The sequence below is a fragment of the Rhodosalinus halophilus genome (genome assembly GCF_003298775.1).
Classification (GTDB): domain Bacteria; phylum Pseudomonadota; class Alphaproteobacteria; order Rhodobacterales; family Rhodobacteraceae; genus Rhodosalinus; species Rhodosalinus halophilus.
Genome location: NZ_QNTQ01000011.1, coordinates 71,823 through 86,677 on the forward strand (window position 1 = coordinate 71,823; position 14,855 = coordinate 86,677).

General features: G+C 70.6%; 19 protein-coding genes. 9 read left to right on the plus strand and 10 right to left on the minus strand.

The annotated features are described in order from the left end of the window. The first annotated feature begins 136 nt into the window (after nucleotides 1-136). From DRV85_RS12665 to trpA, 3 genes are all read left to right on the plus strand, one after another. Complete coding sequence (locus tag DRV85_RS12665; protein ID WP_113289844.1) at nucleotides 137-1,549, plus strand: dihydrolipoyl dehydrogenase; 1,413 nt, start codon at nucleotides 137-139, stop codon at nucleotides 1,547-1,549. Nucleotides 1,550-1,622: 73 nt separating this feature from the next. Further along, nucleotides 1,623-1,910 carry a sll1863 family stress response protein gene (locus DRV85_RS12670; protein WP_113289845.1) on the plus strand — a complete coding sequence of 96 codons (288 nt, stop codon included), beginning with the start codon at nucleotides 1,623-1,625 and terminating at the stop codon, nucleotides 1,908-1,910. A 118-nt stretch (nucleotides 1,911-2,028) separates the two neighbouring features. Further along, a complete protein-coding gene (gene trpA / locus DRV85_RS12675) occupies nucleotides 2,029-2,820 on the plus strand; it encodes a tryptophan synthase subunit alpha (RefSeq protein WP_113289846.1) in 792 nt (263 codons plus the stop codon). Nucleotides 2,821-2,959: 139 nt separating this feature from the next. Here trpA and DRV85_RS12680 read toward each other — a convergent pair whose 3' ends face one another. Next, a complete protein-coding gene (locus DRV85_RS12680) occupies nucleotides 2,960-3,409 on the minus strand; it encodes a MaoC family dehydratase (RefSeq protein ID WP_113289847.1) in 450 nt (149 codons plus the stop codon). 129 nt (nucleotides 3,410-3,538) lie between these two features. Between DRV85_RS12680 and DRV85_RS12685 the strand changes: the two genes are divergently transcribed. After that, nucleotides 3,539-4,708 (plus strand): alpha-hydroxy acid oxidase, encoded by a 1,170-nt coding sequence (locus DRV85_RS12685; RefSeq protein WP_113289848.1) that lies wholly within the window; start codon nucleotides 3,539-3,541, stop codon nucleotides 4,706-4,708. 104 nt (nucleotides 4,709-4,812) lie between these two features. Here DRV85_RS12685 and DRV85_RS12690 read toward each other — a convergent pair whose 3' ends face one another. Then, a complete protein-coding gene (locus DRV85_RS12690) occupies nucleotides 4,813-5,967 on the minus strand; it encodes an MFS transporter (RefSeq protein WP_113289849.1) in 1,155 nt (384 codons plus the stop codon). Between the two features lie 143 nt (nucleotides 5,968-6,110). Here DRV85_RS12690 and DRV85_RS12695 point away from each other — a divergent pair, with 143 nt between their 5' ends. Beyond that, nucleotides 6,111-6,752, plus strand: coding sequence for a 50S ribosomal protein L25/general stress protein Ctc (locus DRV85_RS12695; protein WP_113289850.1), 642 nt, complete (start codon nucleotides 6,111-6,113; stop codon nucleotides 6,750-6,752). 58 nt (nucleotides 6,753-6,810) lie between these two features. Here DRV85_RS12695 and hmuQ read toward each other — a convergent pair whose 3' ends face one another. Then, nucleotides 6,811-7,122 carry a heme-degrading protein HmuQ gene (gene hmuQ, locus DRV85_RS12700; protein WP_113289851.1) on the minus strand — a complete coding sequence of 104 codons (312 nt, stop codon included), beginning with the start codon at nucleotides 7,120-7,122 and terminating at the stop codon, nucleotides 6,811-6,813. 80 nt (nucleotides 7,123-7,202) lie between these two features. On the opposite strand from hmuQ, the gene pth reads away from it, so the two are divergent. The 4 genes from pth to DRV85_RS12720 all read left to right on the plus strand — a co-directional run bounded on the left by pth (nucleotide 7,203) and on the right by DRV85_RS12720 (nucleotide 10,587). Continuing rightward, a complete protein-coding gene (pth, locus tag DRV85_RS12705; protein ID WP_113289852.1) occupies nucleotides 7,203-7,886 on the plus strand; it encodes an aminoacyl-tRNA hydrolase in 684 nt (227 codons plus the stop codon). After that, nucleotides 7,883-8,923 (plus strand): DUF2332 domain-containing protein, encoded by a 1,041-nt coding sequence (locus DRV85_RS12710; protein WP_113289853.1) that lies wholly within the window; start codon nucleotides 7,883-7,885, stop codon nucleotides 8,921-8,923. The genes pth and DRV85_RS12710 overlap by 4 nt, the downstream gene beginning before the upstream one ends. A 60-nt stretch (nucleotides 8,924-8,983) precedes the next feature. After that, complete coding sequence (locus DRV85_RS12715; protein ID WP_113289854.1) at nucleotides 8,984-10,144, plus strand: serine hydrolase domain-containing protein; 1,161 nt, start codon at nucleotides 8,984-8,986, stop codon at nucleotides 10,142-10,144. Nucleotides 10,145-10,206: 62 nt separating this feature from the next. Next, nucleotides 10,207-10,587 (plus strand): DUF2237 family protein, encoded by a 381-nt coding sequence (locus tag DRV85_RS12720; RefSeq protein WP_113289855.1) that lies wholly within the window; start codon nucleotides 10,207-10,209, stop codon nucleotides 10,585-10,587. An 18-nt stretch (nucleotides 10,588-10,605) separates the two neighbouring features. On the opposite strand, the gene DRV85_RS12725 is transcribed toward DRV85_RS12720, so the two are convergent. From DRV85_RS12725 to ihfB, 7 genes are all read right to left on the minus strand, one after another. Further along, complete coding sequence (locus DRV85_RS12725; protein WP_113289856.1) at nucleotides 10,606-11,115, minus strand: helix-turn-helix transcriptional regulator; 510 nt, start codon at nucleotides 11,113-11,115, stop codon at nucleotides 10,606-10,608. 18 nt (nucleotides 11,116-11,133) lie between these two features. Then, a complete protein-coding gene (locus DRV85_RS19400; RefSeq protein WP_199525927.1) occupies nucleotides 11,134-11,649 on the minus strand; it encodes an EF-hand domain-containing protein in 516 nt (171 codons plus the stop codon). 168 nt (nucleotides 11,650-11,817) lie between these two features. Further along, complete coding sequence (gene trpB, locus DRV85_RS12740; RefSeq protein WP_113289859.1) at nucleotides 11,818-13,044, minus strand: tryptophan synthase subunit beta; 1,227 nt, start codon at nucleotides 13,042-13,044, stop codon at nucleotides 11,818-11,820. A 138-nt stretch (nucleotides 13,045-13,182) separates the two neighbouring features. Beyond that, nucleotides 13,183-13,431: an N-(5'-phosphoribosyl)anthranilate isomerase gene (locus tag DRV85_RS12745; protein WP_233495507.1), complete on the minus strand. Its 249-nt coding sequence runs from the start codon at nucleotides 13,429-13,431 to the stop codon at nucleotides 13,183-13,185. A 16-nt stretch (nucleotides 13,432-13,447) separates the two neighbouring features. Then, complete coding sequence (locus tag DRV85_RS12750) at nucleotides 13,448-14,104, minus strand: phosphoribosylanthranilate isomerase (protein ID WP_113289860.1); 657 nt, start codon at nucleotides 14,102-14,104, stop codon at nucleotides 13,448-13,450. 7 nt (nucleotides 14,105-14,111) lie between these two features. Beyond that, nucleotides 14,112-14,462 carry a lipopolysaccharide assembly protein LapA domain-containing protein gene (locus tag DRV85_RS12755; protein ID WP_113289861.1) on the minus strand — a complete coding sequence of 117 codons (351 nt, stop codon included), beginning with the start codon at nucleotides 14,460-14,462 and terminating at the stop codon, nucleotides 14,112-14,114. Continuing rightward, complete coding sequence (gene ihfB, locus DRV85_RS12760) at nucleotides 14,463-14,750, minus strand: integration host factor subunit beta (protein WP_113289862.1); 288 nt, start codon at nucleotides 14,748-14,750, stop codon at nucleotides 14,463-14,465. Nucleotides 14,751-14,855: the final 105 nt, after the last annotated feature.

Sequence of the window (14,855 nt, forward strand, 5' to 3'; positions counted from 1 at the left end):
ACGAATTCTGCGCTATGGACGCCGAGACGTTCGCGCGGTCCCGCGCAGGGCCGCGCGCCGCAGCGAGGGAGTGCGCCATGCCGTCCGACCGAACCCCAACATGCAGCCGGCGTCCCGCGACCCGGGGCCTGACCCGATGAAGGTCGATACCGTCATCGTCGGCGCGGGAACGGCAGGGCTCTCGGCGCTGCGCGAGGTGCGCCGCTACACCGAGGATTTCCTGATCGTCAACGAGGGCGACTGGGGCACCACCTGCGCCACCGTCGGCTGCATGCCTTCCAAGGCGCTGATCGAGGCGGCGAACGCCTTTCACCGCCGGCATGCCTTCGAGGAGATGGGCATCCGCGGCGCTTCCGCCCTGCGCGCCGAGATCCCGGCGGTGCTCGCGCATGTGCGCGATCTGCGCGACGGCTTCGCCGCGGGGCCGCGCTCCGTGCCCGAGGATCTGGGCGCGCGGGCGGTGTCGGGGCGCGCGCGCCTCGCCGGCCCGGGGCGCGTCGAGATCGAGGGCGAGTCCGTCGAGGCCCGCGCGATCATCCTGGCGCCGGGCAGCCGCCCCATCGTGCCCCGGCCGTGGCGCGCCTTCGGCGCGCGCATCCTGACCTCGGACACGCTCTTCGAGCGCGCCGACCTGCCGCCGCGCATCGCCGTCGTGGGCCTCGGCGCGATCGGCGTGGAACTCGCGCAGGCGCTGGCGCGGCTGGGCCTCGAGGTTGCGGGCTTCGATGCCGCAGAGACGCTGGCTGGCATCGACGACGCGGAGGTTCTGGCCGCCTTCCGCCCGCTGCTGGAACGCGAACTGGCCGTGCACCTGGGCGCCGAGGCCGCGTTGCGCGAGACCGAGGACGGGATCGAGGTCCGCGGCGGCGAGGGCCGTTTCGTCGCGGACGCGGTGCTCGCCGCGATGGGCAGGCAACCCAATGTCGAGGATCTCGGGCTGGAGACGCTGGGCGTGCCGCTCGGGCCGGACGGACTGCCCGAGATCGACCCCGAGACGCAGCGGATCGGCGAGCTGCCCGTGTTCCTGGCCGGCGACGGCAACGGCGACCGCCCGCTGCTGCACGAGGCGGCCGACGACGGACACATCGCCGGGCGTGGCGCGGCGCCCGACGCCGCCCGCGCGGGGCATTGCCGCCGCACGCCGCTCTCCATCGTCTTCGCCGCGCCGCAGGTCGCGCGCGTGGGGCCGCCGCGGTCGGAGCTGCCCGAAGACCGCCTCGTCTGCGCCGAGGCCGACTTCTCGCGCCAGGCCCGCGCCCGCATGGCCGGCGAAGCGGCGGGGCTCCTGCGCGTCTTCGCCGACCGGAAGACCGGCCGCCTGCTCGGCGCCGAGATGTGCGTGCCGGCCGCCGAGCATCTGGCGCATCTTCTCGCACTTGCGGTGGAGCAGGAAATGACGGTCGCGGACGTGCTCGCGATGCCGTTCTACCACCCGGTGATCGAGGAGGGTCTGCGCGGCGCCTTGCGGGCCGTTTCCAGGGAACTGCCGGACAAGGGCGGCTCCGACCTCTCGGATTGCGGGGACATCGGACAGGAGGCGCTCGAGTAGCGGCATCGCGGGAACCGTGGGCGGCGCCCTGCATTGGTGGGTGGAGATTCACGCACCGCGAATGGAGGGCCGGATGACCGATCGTGACACCTACATCGAGAAGACCAAGGCGAAACTGGACCAGTGGAACGCCGAGATCGACCGCATCAAGGCCAGGGCCGAAGAGGCCCAGGCCGATGCGAAGATCGAGTACGAGAAGCAGCTCGAGGAGATGCGCCAGCAGCGTGACGAGGCGCAGTCGCAGCTCGACGAGATGCGGCAGGCCAGCGACCGGGCCTGGGACGACATGAAGAGCGGCTTCGACAAGGCCTGGAGCGAGATCCAGTCCGCCTTCGATCAGGCGCTGGCGCGCTACCGCTGACGCTTGCGGCACGGGCGGGCGCACCCGGCGGCCTCCGGGCGCGCCCGGAAGCCGCCGGTTATTGATTTCCGGGCAGGCCTGCGGCACAGGAGCCGGGCCAGGAAAATGGAGCGCCCGGATGAGCCGTATCGCCGCCCGATTCGAGAAGCTGCGCGCCGAGGGCCGCAAGGCCTTCGTCTCCTACGTCATGGCGGGCGATCCGGATCACGCCACCTCGCTGGAGATCCTGAAGGGCCTGCCCCGTGCGGGTGTCGATATCGTCGAGCTCGGCGTCCCCTTCACCGACCCGATGGCCGACGGGCCGACGATCCAGGCCGCCGGGCAGCGTGCCCTCGCCGGCGGGCAGACGCTGGAGCGGACGCTGGCCATGGTCCGCGCCTTCCGCGAGGGCGATGCCGAGACGCCCCTGGTGCTGATGGGCTACTACAACCCCATCTACAGCCGGGGTGTCGCCCGTTTTCTCGAGGATGCGGCGACCGCGGGCGTCGACGGGCTGATCGTCGTCGATCTGCCGCCGGAGGAGGACGACGAGCTCTGCCTGCCCGCGCTGGCGGCGGGGATCGATTTCATCCGTCTGGCCACGCCGACGACCGACGACAGGCGCCTGCCCAAGGTGCTCGAGAACACCAGCGGCTTCGTCTACTATGTCTCGATCACCGGGATCACCGGCGCTGCCGAGGCGCAGGCCGAGGTGGTCGGGCCCGAAGTCGCCCGCATCAAGGCCCGCACGGACCTGCCCGTGCTCGTCGGCTTCGGCATCCGCTCGCCGCAATCGGCGGAGGCGATCGCCGGCGTGGCGGACGGTTGCGTCGTGGGCAGCGCCATCGTCTCGGAAATCGCCGCCGGGAAGCCGGTCGCCGAGGTGCTCGACTACGTCCGCGGCCTGGCCGAGGGCGCGCACCGCGCCTGAGCGCGCAGCGGCAGAGCCCGCGGCCTGACGCGCGACGCGAACCGGCTCCACCGCACGGGCTTCGTCCGCTCCTTCTTCTTGGGAGAAATATCCCGGGGGTCCGGGGGCAGCGCCCCCGGCGCGGCGGCGCAGCGCCCGCTCAGGCCCGTGGTCGACGCCGCAGAAGATGCGTGGCCTGGTAGTCCATCACCAGCACGTCCTCCTGGTTGAAGACCTCGTAGCGGATCACCGTGCGCCCCCGGTCGGGATGGCGGCGCGACGGCGTGGAGTCGACGACCTCCGCGCGCACGCTAAGCCGGTCGCCCGGCCGGACCGGCGCGCGCCAGTTCAGGTAATCGAACCCCGCCGCGCCCAGCGACGCCTCGCGCCACAGCCCGGTCTCCAGCGTCAGGTTGAAGGCCGTAAGAAGCGTGTGGAACCCGCTGGCGATCAGGCCGCCGTAGAGCGTCTGCGCCGCCGCCTCGGGATCGAGGTGGAAGAGCTGCGGATCCCACTGACCGGCGAAGGCGAGGATCTCGTCCTCGCCGAGCGCACGGGTGGCGGTCTCGAAGCGATATCCCGGCGTCAGATCTTCGAACCAGAGCGTCATCGGGCTCCCCCTCGCGGCACGACCGGCGCAGGCTAGCACCCGCAACGGCCGGGCGCCACGGGCGCCGCGCTTGCCTCGCGCGGGGCTGCTTGCTAAGCGCGATCGAGCCCGGAGGAGGAAGCTGCCCCCATGCCCGTGATCACCAACATCGACGATCTTCGCCGGCTCTACGCGCGCCGCGTGCCGCGCATGTTCTACGACTACACGGAATCCGGCAGCTGGACCGAGCAGACCTTCCGCGAGAACACCACCGACTTCGAGCAGATCCGCCTGCGCCAGCGCGTGGCGGTCGACATGCAGGGCCGCTCCACCGCGACCAGCATGGTGGGCCAGGAGGTGGCGATGCCCGTGGCGCTGGCGCCGGTGGGGCTGACGGGCATGCAGCACGCCGACGGCGAGATCAAGGCCGCCCGCGCGGCCGAGCGCTTCGGCGTGCCCTTCACGCTCTCCACCATGTCCATCTGTTCGATCGAGGACGTGGCCGCGCATACCGAGCGGCCCTTCTGGTTCCAGCTCTACACGATGAAGGACGAGGACTACGTCCGCCGCCTGATCGCGCGGGCAAGGGACGCGAAATGCTCGGCGCTCGTCATCACGCTCGACCTGCAGATCCTCGGCCAGCGGCACAAGGACATAAAGAACGGTCTGTCGGCGCCGCCGAAGCTCACGCCGAAGACGATCCTGAACCTCGCCACCAAGTGGGGCTGGGGGCTCGAGATGCTCTCGACCCGGCGGCGCCAGTTCGGAAACATCGTGGGCCATGTCGACGGTATCTCGGACCCTTCCTCGCTGATGGCCTGGACGAACGAGCAGTTCGACCCCTCGCTCGACTGGGAAAAGGTGAAGAAGATCCGCGACCAGTGGGACGGCCCGGTAATCCTGAAGGGCATCCTCGACGCCGAGGACGCGAAGGCGGCGCTGAAGGTTGGCGCCGATGCGATCGTCGTGTCGAACCACGGCGGCCGGCAACTCGACGGCGCGCTGAGCTCGATCCGCGCGCTGCCCTCGATCCTCGACGCGGTGGGCGACCGGATCGAGGTGCATCTCGACAGCGGAATCCGCTCGGGTCAGGACATCCTCAAGGCCGTGGCGATGGGCGCGAAGGGCACCTGGATCGGCCGCGCCTACATCTATGGCCTGGGCGCCATGGGCCAGCAGGGGGTGACCCGCGCGCTCGAGCTTCTCCACAAGGAACTCGACGTCTCGATGGCGCTTTGCGGACGGCGCCGGATCGGGGAGCTCGACCGCGACGTGCTGCTGATCCCGCGCGACTTCGAGGGCACCTGGCAGACCGGCTGAGGCGGCGCGCATCCCGCGCCCGCCCGGGCGCTCCGCCGCCGTCGGCCTTCGGCCGACTCCCGCGGGGTATTTCGGGCAAGAGGAAGGACCGGGGGACCGCGCGTTCAGCCACGCGCGGCGGCACGGGCGAGCCAGGGCGCGAGCACCAGCGGGACCAGCGCGATCGAGGCCGCGATCCAGGCGAAGGAGAGCCACAGGCCCTGCCAGTCGGCGAGCGCGCCCATCACGGGCGGGCCCAGCATGAAGGCGCCGTAGCCGATGAAGGAGGCCGTGGCGATGGCGCTCGCGCGCGCCGCGGGCGCGGCGCCGCGGCCGATGAGCGCGAGACCCAGGGGCAGGATGACCGAGGCCCCGAGGCCCATGCAGGCGAAGCCCAGGTAGGTGGCCGCGAGCCCCGGCGCCCAGGCGGCGAGCGCCGTGCCCGCGGCGGCGAGCGTGCCGGCGAGCGCGAGCAGCCGCGCCTCGTCCGCGTAGCGCAGGGCCGCCTGCGCCGCGATGCGCCCCAGCCCCAGCGTGAGGCCCAGCACGACGGGCCCCATCGCCCCGGCGAGCGCGCTCGCGCCTGCGGAGCGTTCCAGGTGGAGCGCCGACCAGCCGTCCGCCGCGCCTTCGGCCAAGAACCCCACGAAGAGGACCGCACCGCCTGCCGCGATCAGCGCGACCGGGCGCGGCCCATCGCCGCCGGCGGGCGCATCGCGCGCCTCGGCGTCGCCGGTGGTGCCGGTGACGAGCTGCGACATGGCGAGGGCCGCGAGCGCGGCGGCGCCAAGCGTGATCTCGAGCGGCACGCCCGCCTGCCGCGCGAGCCCCGCGCAGAGCGCGGCGCCGGCGTAGACCAGCGCGTAGACCGCATGCGCGAGGCTCATCAGCCCCCGCCCCTCGGCCGCCTCGATGCGCGCGATCCGCAGGTTGACGGAGACGTCCATCAGCCCGGAGCCGATCCCGGCGAGGAAGAGCGCCGCGGCGAGCGCCAGCGGGTCGCGGGCGAGGGCCAGCCCGGCGATGGCGGCCACCAGCACGAGCGCCGCGCCCCGCGTCGCGCGCAGCCCCGCCACGCGGTCGGCCCAGCCGGCCGCGAAGAGCGCGACCGCCGCCCCCATCGTGGCCATCAGGATGGCGAGGCCCAGTTCGACGTCCGACATGCCCGCGCGCGTCTTGAGCGCGGGCACCGTCGCTGCCAGCGTGCCCCAGAACAGCGCCATCGCGGCGAAGGCCGCGGAGGGCGCGCGGGTGAGGCGAAGATCGGCCAGCATCTGCATGACCGGCACTTTGCACGGGGCCCTGCGGCCGGCAAGAGCCCGCATTTCCGCTTGCCAAGCCGGGCGATCCGGTCTATCGGCGCGGCTTCATGCGGGGTGACAGCCTTGGAGGCACCCCGCGCCAATCCTGTCGGAGTGACATCATGGCTGGAGAAATTCCGGATCTTGTTGTCCAGGAACGGGCGAGGTCGGGCAAGGGCGCCGCTCGCCAGGCGCGCCGCGAGGGCCACGTTCCTGGAATCGTCTACGGCGGCGGGGCCGATCCCCTGCCGATCCAGATGCCCTTCAACGAGCTGATGAAGCGGCTCAAGAAGGGCCGTTTCCTGTCCACGCTCTTCAACCTGAAGGTCGAGGGGCATGAGGACGTGCGCGTGATCTGCCGTGCGGTGCAGCGCGACGTGGTCAAGGATCTGCCCACGCATGTGGACTTCCTGCGGCTGCGGCGCACCACGAAGATCAACCTCTTCATCCCGGTCGAATTCGTCGGGCGCGAGACCGCGCCGGGGCTGAAGCGCGGCGGCGTGCTGACCGTGGTGCGCCCCGAGGTCGAGCTTCTGGTGACGGCCGGCGACATCCCCGATCACATCACCGTGGATCTCTCGGGCCTCGACATCGGCGATACGGCCACGATCTCGTCGGTCGAGCTTCCGGCGGGCGCGAAGCCCACGATCGACCGCGACTTCGTGATCGCCAACATCTCGGCGCCCTCCGGTCTGCGCGCCGAGGAAGCCGAGGCCGCCGAAGCCGAAGGCGGCGAGGAAGAGGGCGAGGGCGAAGAGGCCTGATCCCCGATCTCGGCCGGACGTATCCGGGCGGGGCCGCCGGGCCCCGCCCTTTCTCGTCTCAATCGAGCTTCTGCACGGTTTCGAAGACCTCGAGCTCGGGCGGCTCGAGATAGAGCTCCTTGTGCCCGCCCGCACCCTTGTGCGCCTCGCGGAAGGCCTCGGACCGCGTCCAGTCGAGGAAATGCGCCTCGCTCTCCCAGGCCGTGTGCGAGGCGTAGAGGCGATAGCCGTCCTTTTCCGGCCCCTTGAGCAGGTGAAAGGCCTTGAAGCCCGGCACGCTCCGCAGGTGGCTGTCGCGCTTCGTCCAGACCTCCTCGAAGGCGGCCTCCTCGCCCAGCTTCACCTTGAAGCGGTTCATCGTCAGATACATCGCGCGTCTCCCCGATCTGGCCTTTTCCGCAGTTTCCCGGCATCTAGACTTTGCAACAGCGGCCAGCAAGGAGGGGCGCGATGCAGCTCTTCGTGGGCCTCGGCAACCCGGGGGCGAAATATGCGAGGAACCGGCACAACATCGGCTTCATGGCGGTGGACCGGATCGCGGAGGATCATGGTTTCGGGCCTTGGCGGTCGAAGTTCCGGGCCGAGGTGGCCGAGGGGCGGCTCGGCGGCGAGAAGGTGATCCTGCTCAAGCCGCAGACCTACATGAACCTCTCGGGCCAGTCGGTGGGCGAGGCCATGCGCTTCTACAAGCTCGCCGCGGAGGACGTGACCGTCTTTCACGACGAGCTCGACCTCGCGCCCGGCAAGGTCCGCGTCAAGCAGGGCGGTGGGCATGCCGGGCACAACGGTCTGCGCTCGATCCACGCGCATATCGGCGAGGCCTACAGGCGCGTGCGCCTCGGCATCGGCCATCCGGGGCACAAGGATCTGGTCTCGGCCTATGTGCTGCACGACTTCGCCAAGGCCGACGAGGACTGGCTCGACGATCTGATGCGCGGGGTCTCGGACGGGGCGCCGCATCTGGCCGAAGGCGACCAGAGCCGTTTCCAGAACGCCGTGGCGCAACGCATGGCGCCCGCGCGTCAGCAGGCCGCGCCCGCAGAACCGGCGCCCGGGGACGCGACGCCCGAGCGCGCGCAGCAGGCGCCCGACACGCGCACGCCGCTGCAGAAGCTGGTGGACCGCTTCCGGTGAGCGTCCCCGGCGCCTTCCGCGCGCAGGGACGGGCCTGCGCGCGCCTCGGCTCGCCCTTCATGGCGCGGCTGATGGAGGTGCTGGCCGGCCTCTGGGACGACGACAGCGCGCTGGGCCGGCGCTGGGCGGGTTATCCGGGCGATCTGGGGCCGGGGGGCGCCTCGCTGCCGCTGCGCGTGGCGGGCGGGCTGCATGCACTGCATCTGCGCGGGTGCGATGCGGGGCTCTCGGCGGTTTATCCCCCGGCGGAGAGTTCGGATTCGGACCTGCGCGAGGCCGTCGCCGCGGCGCTGACGCGCCACGCCGGGTTTCTGCTCCGCTTCACGGAGCAGGCCCCGCAGACCAACGAGGTTCGCCGCGCCGCCGTGCTCGTTTCGGCCGCGCATTGGCTGGCCGAACGCCATCCGCGGCCGATCGTCCTGTCCGAGCTGGGCGCGAGCGGGGGGCTCAATCTCGGCTTCGACCGCTTCGCGCTGCAGATCGGGGACCGCCGCTACGGCCCCCCGGAGGCGGTGCTCACCCTTGCGCCCGAGTGGACGGGTCCGCACCCGCCGGGCGGCGCCATCACGGTTTCAGAGCGTCGCGGCGCGGACATCGCGCCCATCGACGCGGGCAGCGAGGAGGGCCGGCTGCGCCTGCTCGCCTATCTCTGGGCGGATCAGCCCGACCGGCTGGCGCGCACCCGCGCGGCGCTCGCTGCCCATGATGCTGCGGTCGATGCCGCCGACGCGGCGGCATGGCTCGAGACACGGCTGGACACGCCGCGCCCCGGCCGGTTGCACCTCGTCTATCACACGATCGCCTGGCAGTATTTTCCCGAAGCGACGCAGGCCCGTGCGCGCACCGCACTCGAGCGGGCCGGGGAACGGGCGACCGGGGACGCGCCGCTCGCCTGGCTGTCCATGGAGGCGGACGGCCAGCCCGAGAGCGCCGCGCTCGCGCTGCGGCTCTGGCCGGGCGGTCGCTGCGTCCCGCTGGGCCGCGCCGATTTCCACGGTCGGTGGATCGCCTGGGAGGGGCCGCGGCATCTGCCCTGACCGCCGGCTTGCCTGGATGCGGAACGGAGGCTTGCCTGAGCCAAAGGAGGACTGGAAGGAATGCGGAGCCTGTTGCGCTGGAGCCTGCGGCTGCTGGTGGCCCTCGCGCTCGCGGCCCTTGTCGTCGGTCTGTGGAACCGCGAAGAGATCGCGCGTCTGTGGACGGTCAACACCCTCTTCGACGAAGGGCGGATCGTCGAGAACTTCTCGGCGATGGATCGCGCGTTTCTCACGACGCCGGTGCCGCGCGGCGACGGACCGCCGGCCCCCCTGCCCCGGGGCACGCAGGCAGAAATGCCCGAGGGTTTCGAGGACTGGCTGGCGTCGCGCGCCGTCACCGGGATCGTGGTGCTGAAGGACGGCGCGATCGTGCACGAGAGCTATCATCTCGGCACGGATCGTGACGACCGCCGCGTGAGCTGGTCCATCGCCAAGAGCTTCCTCTCCGCGCTTCTGGGCGTGCTGGTCGAGCAGGGCCGGCTCGCGCTCGAGGATCCGGTGACGCGCCACGCGCCCCTGCTCGTCGGCAGCGCCTATGACGGCGCCCGTCTGATCGACGTGCTGCGCATGACCTCGGGCGTGGTCTTCGACGAGGACTATCTGGACCCGAATTCCGATATCAACCGGATGGGGCGGATCCTGGCGCTGGGCGGCTCCATGGACGGCTTCGCGGCCAACCTGGAGGAGACCTTCGCCCCGCCCGGCGAGACATGGCGCTACGTCTCGATCGACACCCATGTGATCGGCATGGTCATCCGCGGCGCGACGGGGCGCAGCATCCCCGAGCTTCTGTCGGACCACATCGTGCGGCCGATGGGGCTCGAGGCGCGGCCGTATTACCTTACCGACGGCGAGGGCACGGCCTTCGTGCTTGGCGGGCTGGCGATGACCACGCGCGACTATGCCCGGCTGGGGCTCATGTTCGCGCAGGACGGTCGTCTGGACGGACGCCGGATCGTTCCGAAGGACTGGGTGCGCGCGGCGACGGCGCCCACGGCGCCGACCGCGCCGGGCCGGCCCGGCTACGGCTTTCAGTGGTGGATCCCCGCAGGTGCGGAGGCGGGCGAATTCATGGCCCGCGGCGTCTATGGCCAGTATGTCTGGGTGCATCGGCCGAGCGGCGTGGTGATCGCGGTCAATGCCGCCGATCGGGATTTCCGCGCGCCGGGGGTGCATGCCGGCAACATCGAGATGTTCCGCAAGATCGCCGCGGCGCTCTGAGGCCGGGTTGCCGTGCAATCCCTGACCGCTAGACTGGGGCGTGACGCAAAAGGAGCGACCCGATGGAGATGGACCCCTCCGAGAACGTGCTGGGCGCACAGCTCGAGCCCTGCTCGGCGCGCCCGCTGACCGGTTTCTTCCGCGACGGCCACTGCAACACCTGCGCCTCGGATCACGGCAGCCACACCGTCTGCGCGGTGATGACGGCGGAGTTCCTCGCCTATTCGAAATACGTGGGCAACGACCTGTCCACGCCGCGGCCCGAGTTCCGCTTTCCCGGCCTCAAGCCGGGCGATCAATGGTGTCTCTGCGCCGGACGCTTTCTGCAGGCGCATGACGAGGGCTGCGCGCCGAAGGTCAACCTCGCTGCGACGCATGCCCGCGCGCTCGAGATCGTGCCGCTCGACGTGCTGGAGGCGCACGCGCTCGAAGCGCCCGAGTAGCGCCCGCGCGCGGAACCGTCAGCCCGCCGTCTGCGCGGCCGATCCGCTCAGCCGGTCGTCGAGCAGATCCTCGATGAAGAGGCTCAGAAGCTGCGCGCGCCCGTTGACTCCGGCCTTGCGGTAGATCGCGTTGGTCTGCGCCTTGACGGTACCCTCGCTGGTGTTGCGGACGCTGGCGATTTCTGCGGTGGTCAGGCCCTTGATCGAGAACAGGGCGACATCGCGCTCCGCCGGCGTCAGACCCCAGCTCTCGAACCGCTCTTCCATGAGATCGGCGAAGGCGCCCGAGACCATGCGTAACCGGTCCTGCGCCTGCGCATGCGCCACCTGCGTGCGCCGAAGGGCGACGCCGCCAATCGCGACGCCTGCCACGAGCCCGACCGCAGCGCCGATCTCGATCGCTTCTTGCACGCGCCAGTCATAGGTGACCGGCACGCCGAGCACCGGGATCAGGAGCGTGGCGACGAAGACCAAGGCCGAGACGCCCTGCCGCACGAGGATGCCGAGGATGGCGGCACGGCCGGTCAACGGGGCTCTGCACGGCGATCAGTCATCGCCGCCCTCCCCGTCGTCGCCGCCCTCGCCATCATCGCCGCCGTCGTCCCCACCGTCGTCTCCGCCGTCGTCGTCCCGGCCGCTGTCGTCGTCTCCGCCGTCGTCGTCCCGGCCGCTGTCGTCGTCTCCGTCGTCGTCGCCCCGGCCGTCATCGTCGTCGTCCCGGCTGCCGTCGTCACCACGTGACGACCATCCGTCGTCATCGTCATCATCGTCATCATCGTCGCCGTCGTCATAGTCGTCGTCATCGCCGCCGCCGCCACGGGCCTCTGCATAGCCGCGCGCCTCGGACAGGCCGATGCCGCCGCTGCCGTCGCGGTCGGCCTGGTCGAGCAGCGCCGCCGCCGATGGGGCGCCGAAGGATCGCGCCAGCTCGCCGCGGTCGAGCTGGCCGTCGTCGTTGCGATCGATCTGCGAGAAGGGCACGCCCTGGGCCAGGGCCGCGCCTGTGGACAGGATCGTGCCGCCCAGGAGCAGCGATATGGTCAGGATGCGGGAGTTCTTCATGGTGACGGTCCTCCGTGTCGTGCCCGGCGGAATGCCGGACATGATCCGGAGTGGGGCCCGCACGATGCGGGCGGGACCATCGGCCTGAGGTTCAGCGCCGGCCGCATGCACTCGCGGGTTTATGCCGCGCGCCGGCGAAGCCACGCGGCATAAACCGGAGTTTACGCGTCAGCCCGAAATATCGACGCCCAGCGCGCGCGCGACGGTGAAGATGTCCTTGTCGCCACGGCCGCACATGTTCATGCAGATGATGTGGTCCGAGGGCAGATCCGGCGCGACCTTCGTCACATGCGCGAGCGCATGGCTCGGTTCGAGCGCGGGAATGATCCCCTCCATCTCGCAGCAGAGCTTGAAGGCGTCGAGCGCCTCGTCGTCGGTGACGGAGACATACTGCGCGCGCCCGCTCTCGTGCAGCCAGGCGTGTTCCGGCCCGATACCCGGATAGTCGAGGCCCGCCGAGATCGAGTAGCCCTCGAGGATCTGCCCGTCGTCGTCCTGCAACAGGTAGGTCCGGTTGCCGTGCAGCACGCCGGGCCGCCCGCCGGTGAGCGAGGCGCAATGCTCCATCTTCTCGTTCACGCCGCGGCCCCCCGCCTCGACGCCGACGATGGCCACCTCGGGGTCGTCGAGGAAGGGATGGAAGAGCCCCATCGCGTTCGAGCCGCCGCCGATCGCGGCCACCAGGGTGTCGGGCAGCCGGCCCTCGGCCTCGGTCATCTGGCGCCGCACCTCCTGCCCGATGATGGACTGGAAGTCGCGCACCATCGCCGGATAGGGGTGCGGGCCGGCCACCGTTCCGATGCAATAGAAAGTGTCTCGCACGTTGGTGACCCAGTCGCGCAGCGCGTCGTTCATCGCGTCCTTGAGCGTGCCGCGCCCCGAGGTGACCGGCACGACCTCGGCCCCCAGCAGCTTCATGCGGAAGACGTTCGGCGCCTGCCGCTCGACGTCGTGCGCGCCCATGTAGACGATGCATTTCAGGCCGAACTTGGCGCAGACCGTCGCGGTCGCCACGCCATGCTGCCCGGCGCCTGTCTCGGCGATGATGCGCGTCTTGCCCATGCGACGGGCGAGCAGGATCTGACCCAGGACGTTGTTGATCTTGTGCGCGCCGGTGTGGTTGAGCTCGTCGCGCTTCATGTAGACCTTGGCGCCGCCCAGATGCTTGGTCAGCCGTTCGGCGAAGTAGAGCGGGCTGGGACGACCGACATAATGGGTCCAGAGATCGTCCATCTCCGCCCAGAAATCCGCGTCGGTCTTGGCGCGCTCGTATTCCGCCTCGAGTTCGAGGATGAGCGGCATCAGCGTCTCGGAGACGAAGCGCCCGCCGAAGTCGCCGAAGCGACCCTGCGCGTCCGGTCCGCTCCTGAAGCTGTTGATCCGATCCTCTGGCATGGCGCGCTCTCCCGATTACCCGTGACGTTCTAGCGCCGCGACCGGGTGGCAACAAGCGCAAGGCGTTTCGAAACGCCTTGCGCCAAGCGGTTTCGAAACCGCTTGGCCGAAGCCGCTTGCAAGCGGCTTCGGCGGCGCTCACCGCAGGCGCCGGATTGGGCGGGCGTTGCAGAAGACCACGAAGTGGCGGCCGTTCTCCACCGCCTGAAAGCCGCGGCGCTCGACCTCGGCGAGGAAGGCGGCGCGGCCGGCGATGCGCTCCACGTCGCGGATCTGACGCTTGACCACGCCGCCGCGCCGCGCTTCGCCCGAATCGAGCAATTGCGCGAGCCAGCGATCGGGGGTGAGATGCGCGGGCAGCTGCGGCATGCCCGGGGTGTCGCGCATCGCGGTTGAGAAAGGATTAAGCGGCAACCTCCGCCACCGCGTCGAGGAAGGCGCGGATGCGCACGGGATCCTTCTCGCCCGGCGCGCGCTCGACGCCCGAGGACACGTCCACCTGCCGCGCGCCGGTCAGCCGGACGGCCTCGGCCACGTTCTCCGCGGACAGGCCGCCTGCCAGCATCCAGGGCCGCGTCCAGCGGCGCCCCGCGAGCAACCGCCAGTCGAAGGCCAGCCCGTTTCCCCCGGGCAGCTCGGCCCCCGCGGGCGGCTTGGCGTCCACGAGAAGCTGATCGGCCACGGCCGCGTAGGCGTCGAGCGCGGGCAGATCGGCGGCCTCGCGCAGCCCCACGGCCTTCATTACCGGCAGGCCGAAACGCGCGCGAATCTCGGTGACCCGCGCGGGACTTTCCCCCCCATGCAGCTGAAGCATGTCGACGGGCACCCGGTCCAGGACCGCGCCCAGCTCCGCATCGTCGGCGTCGACGGTGAGCGCGACCTTGGCCACCCCGGCCGGCACCTCCACGGCCAGAGCGCGCGCCGCCTCGGGGAACACGCTGCGGGGACTCGGCGGGAAGAAGACGAAGCCCACATAGGCCGCCCCCGCGGCGACCGCCGCCTCGACGTCTGCCGGCCGCGTCAGCCCGCAGATCTTCACCCTGACAGCGGAGGGGGCCACCTGCGGATCAGCTCGCCTTCTTGTCGACGAGCGCGAGCACCTCGTCGGCCTCTTCGCTCTTGACCTTCGCGCGGCGCAGCTCGCGGTGGAGGCGCTTCACCTCCTCGGCCTTGCGGGCCATCTCGGCGCGATGCTTGTGTTCGCGGATCCATTCCCAGACGAATCCGATGAACAGACCGATCGCGACGCCGCCCAGCATCACGAGAAAGAGCGGCATCCCGATCGAGACGTTCCAGCCGAAGAGCGTCTCCAGTGCCTCGGGCAGAAGCGTCAGCGTGACGAAGCCGCGATTGGCCAGGGCCACAGAGACGAGAACCACCGCGATGATCGCGAGGATGGCGTAACGGATGTAGCGCATTCAGGTCTCTTTCCCGTTCAGACGTTCCCGAAGGAGCTTGCCGCACTTAAAGAACGGCACGTGCTTCTCCTCGACCTGCACCGCCTCGCCGGTGCGCGGGTTGCGACCGATGCGCGCATCACGCCGCTTCACCGAAAAGGCGCCGAAGCCACGCAGCTCGACCCGGTCCCCATGGGCGAGCGCCTCGGTGATCTCCTCGAAGATCGTGTTCACGATGCGCTCGACGTCACGCTGGTAGAGATGCGGATTTTCGTCGGCGATCTTCTGTATCAGTTCCGATCGGATCATCGGCCCGGTCCCCCGCGGATCGATCTCGCCATTATCATTATCGCGGGCCGACTATAGGCACAAACCACGGCTTGCGGAAACACGAAGCGCCCCGAAAGGGCTGAA

Excerpts from the sequence above, each read along its gene's own strand:
- trpB (WP_113289859.1), bottom strand. The coding sequence starts at position 13,044 with ATGCCAGAGGATCGGATCAACAGCTTCAGGAGCGGACCGGACGCGCAG.
- DRV85_RS12670 (WP_113289845.1), top strand. The coding sequence starts at position 1,623 with ATGACCGATCGTGACACCTACATCGAGAAGACCAAGGCGAAACTGGAC.
- DRV85_RS12665 (WP_113289844.1), top strand. The coding sequence starts at position 137 with ATGAAGGTCGATACCGTCATCGTCGGCGCGGGAACGGCAGGGCTCTCG.
- DRV85_RS12690 (WP_113289849.1), bottom strand. The coding sequence starts at position 5,967 with ATGCAGATGCTGGCCGATCTTCGCCTCACCCGCGCGCCCTCCGCGGCC.
- DRV85_RS12720 (WP_113289855.1), top strand. The coding sequence starts at position 10,207 with ATGGAGATGGACCCCTCCGAGAACGTGCTGGGCGCACAGCTCGAGCCC.
- DRV85_RS12755 (WP_113289861.1), bottom strand. The coding sequence starts at position 14,462 with ATGCGCTACATCCGTTACGCCATCCTCGCGATCATCGCGGTGGTTCTC.
- DRV85_RS12715 (WP_113289854.1), top strand. The coding sequence starts at position 8,984 with ATGCGGAGCCTGTTGCGCTGGAGCCTGCGGCTGCTGGTGGCCCTCGCG.
- hmuQ (WP_113289851.1), bottom strand. The coding sequence starts at position 7,122 with ATGTATCTGACGATGAACCGCTTCAAGGTGAAGCTGGGCGAGGAGGCC.
- DRV85_RS19400 (WP_199525927.1), bottom strand. The coding sequence starts at position 11,649 with ATGAAGAACTCCCGCATCCTGACCATATCGCTGCTCCTGGGCGGCACG.
- DRV85_RS12745 (WP_233495507.1), bottom strand. The coding sequence starts at position 13,431 with ATGCGCGACACCCCGGGCATGCCGCAGCTGCCCGCGCATCTCACCCCC.
- DRV85_RS12695 (WP_113289850.1), top strand. The coding sequence starts at position 6,111 with ATGGCTGGAGAAATTCCGGATCTTGTTGTCCAGGAACGGGCGAGGTCG.
- trpA (WP_113289846.1), top strand. The coding sequence starts at position 2,029 with ATGAGCCGTATCGCCGCCCGATTCGAGAAGCTGCGCGCCGAGGGCCGC.
- pth (WP_113289852.1), top strand. The coding sequence starts at position 7,203 with ATGCAGCTCTTCGTGGGCCTCGGCAACCCGGGGGCGAAATATGCGAGG.
- ihfB (WP_113289862.1), bottom strand. The coding sequence starts at position 14,750 with ATGATCCGATCGGAACTGATACAGAAGATCGCCGACGAAAATCCGCAT.
- DRV85_RS12680 (WP_113289847.1), bottom strand. The coding sequence starts at position 3,409 with ATGACGCTCTGGTTCGAAGATCTGACGCCGGGATATCGCTTCGAGACC.
- DRV85_RS12685 (WP_113289848.1), top strand. The coding sequence starts at position 3,539 with ATGCCCGTGATCACCAACATCGACGATCTTCGCCGGCTCTACGCGCGC.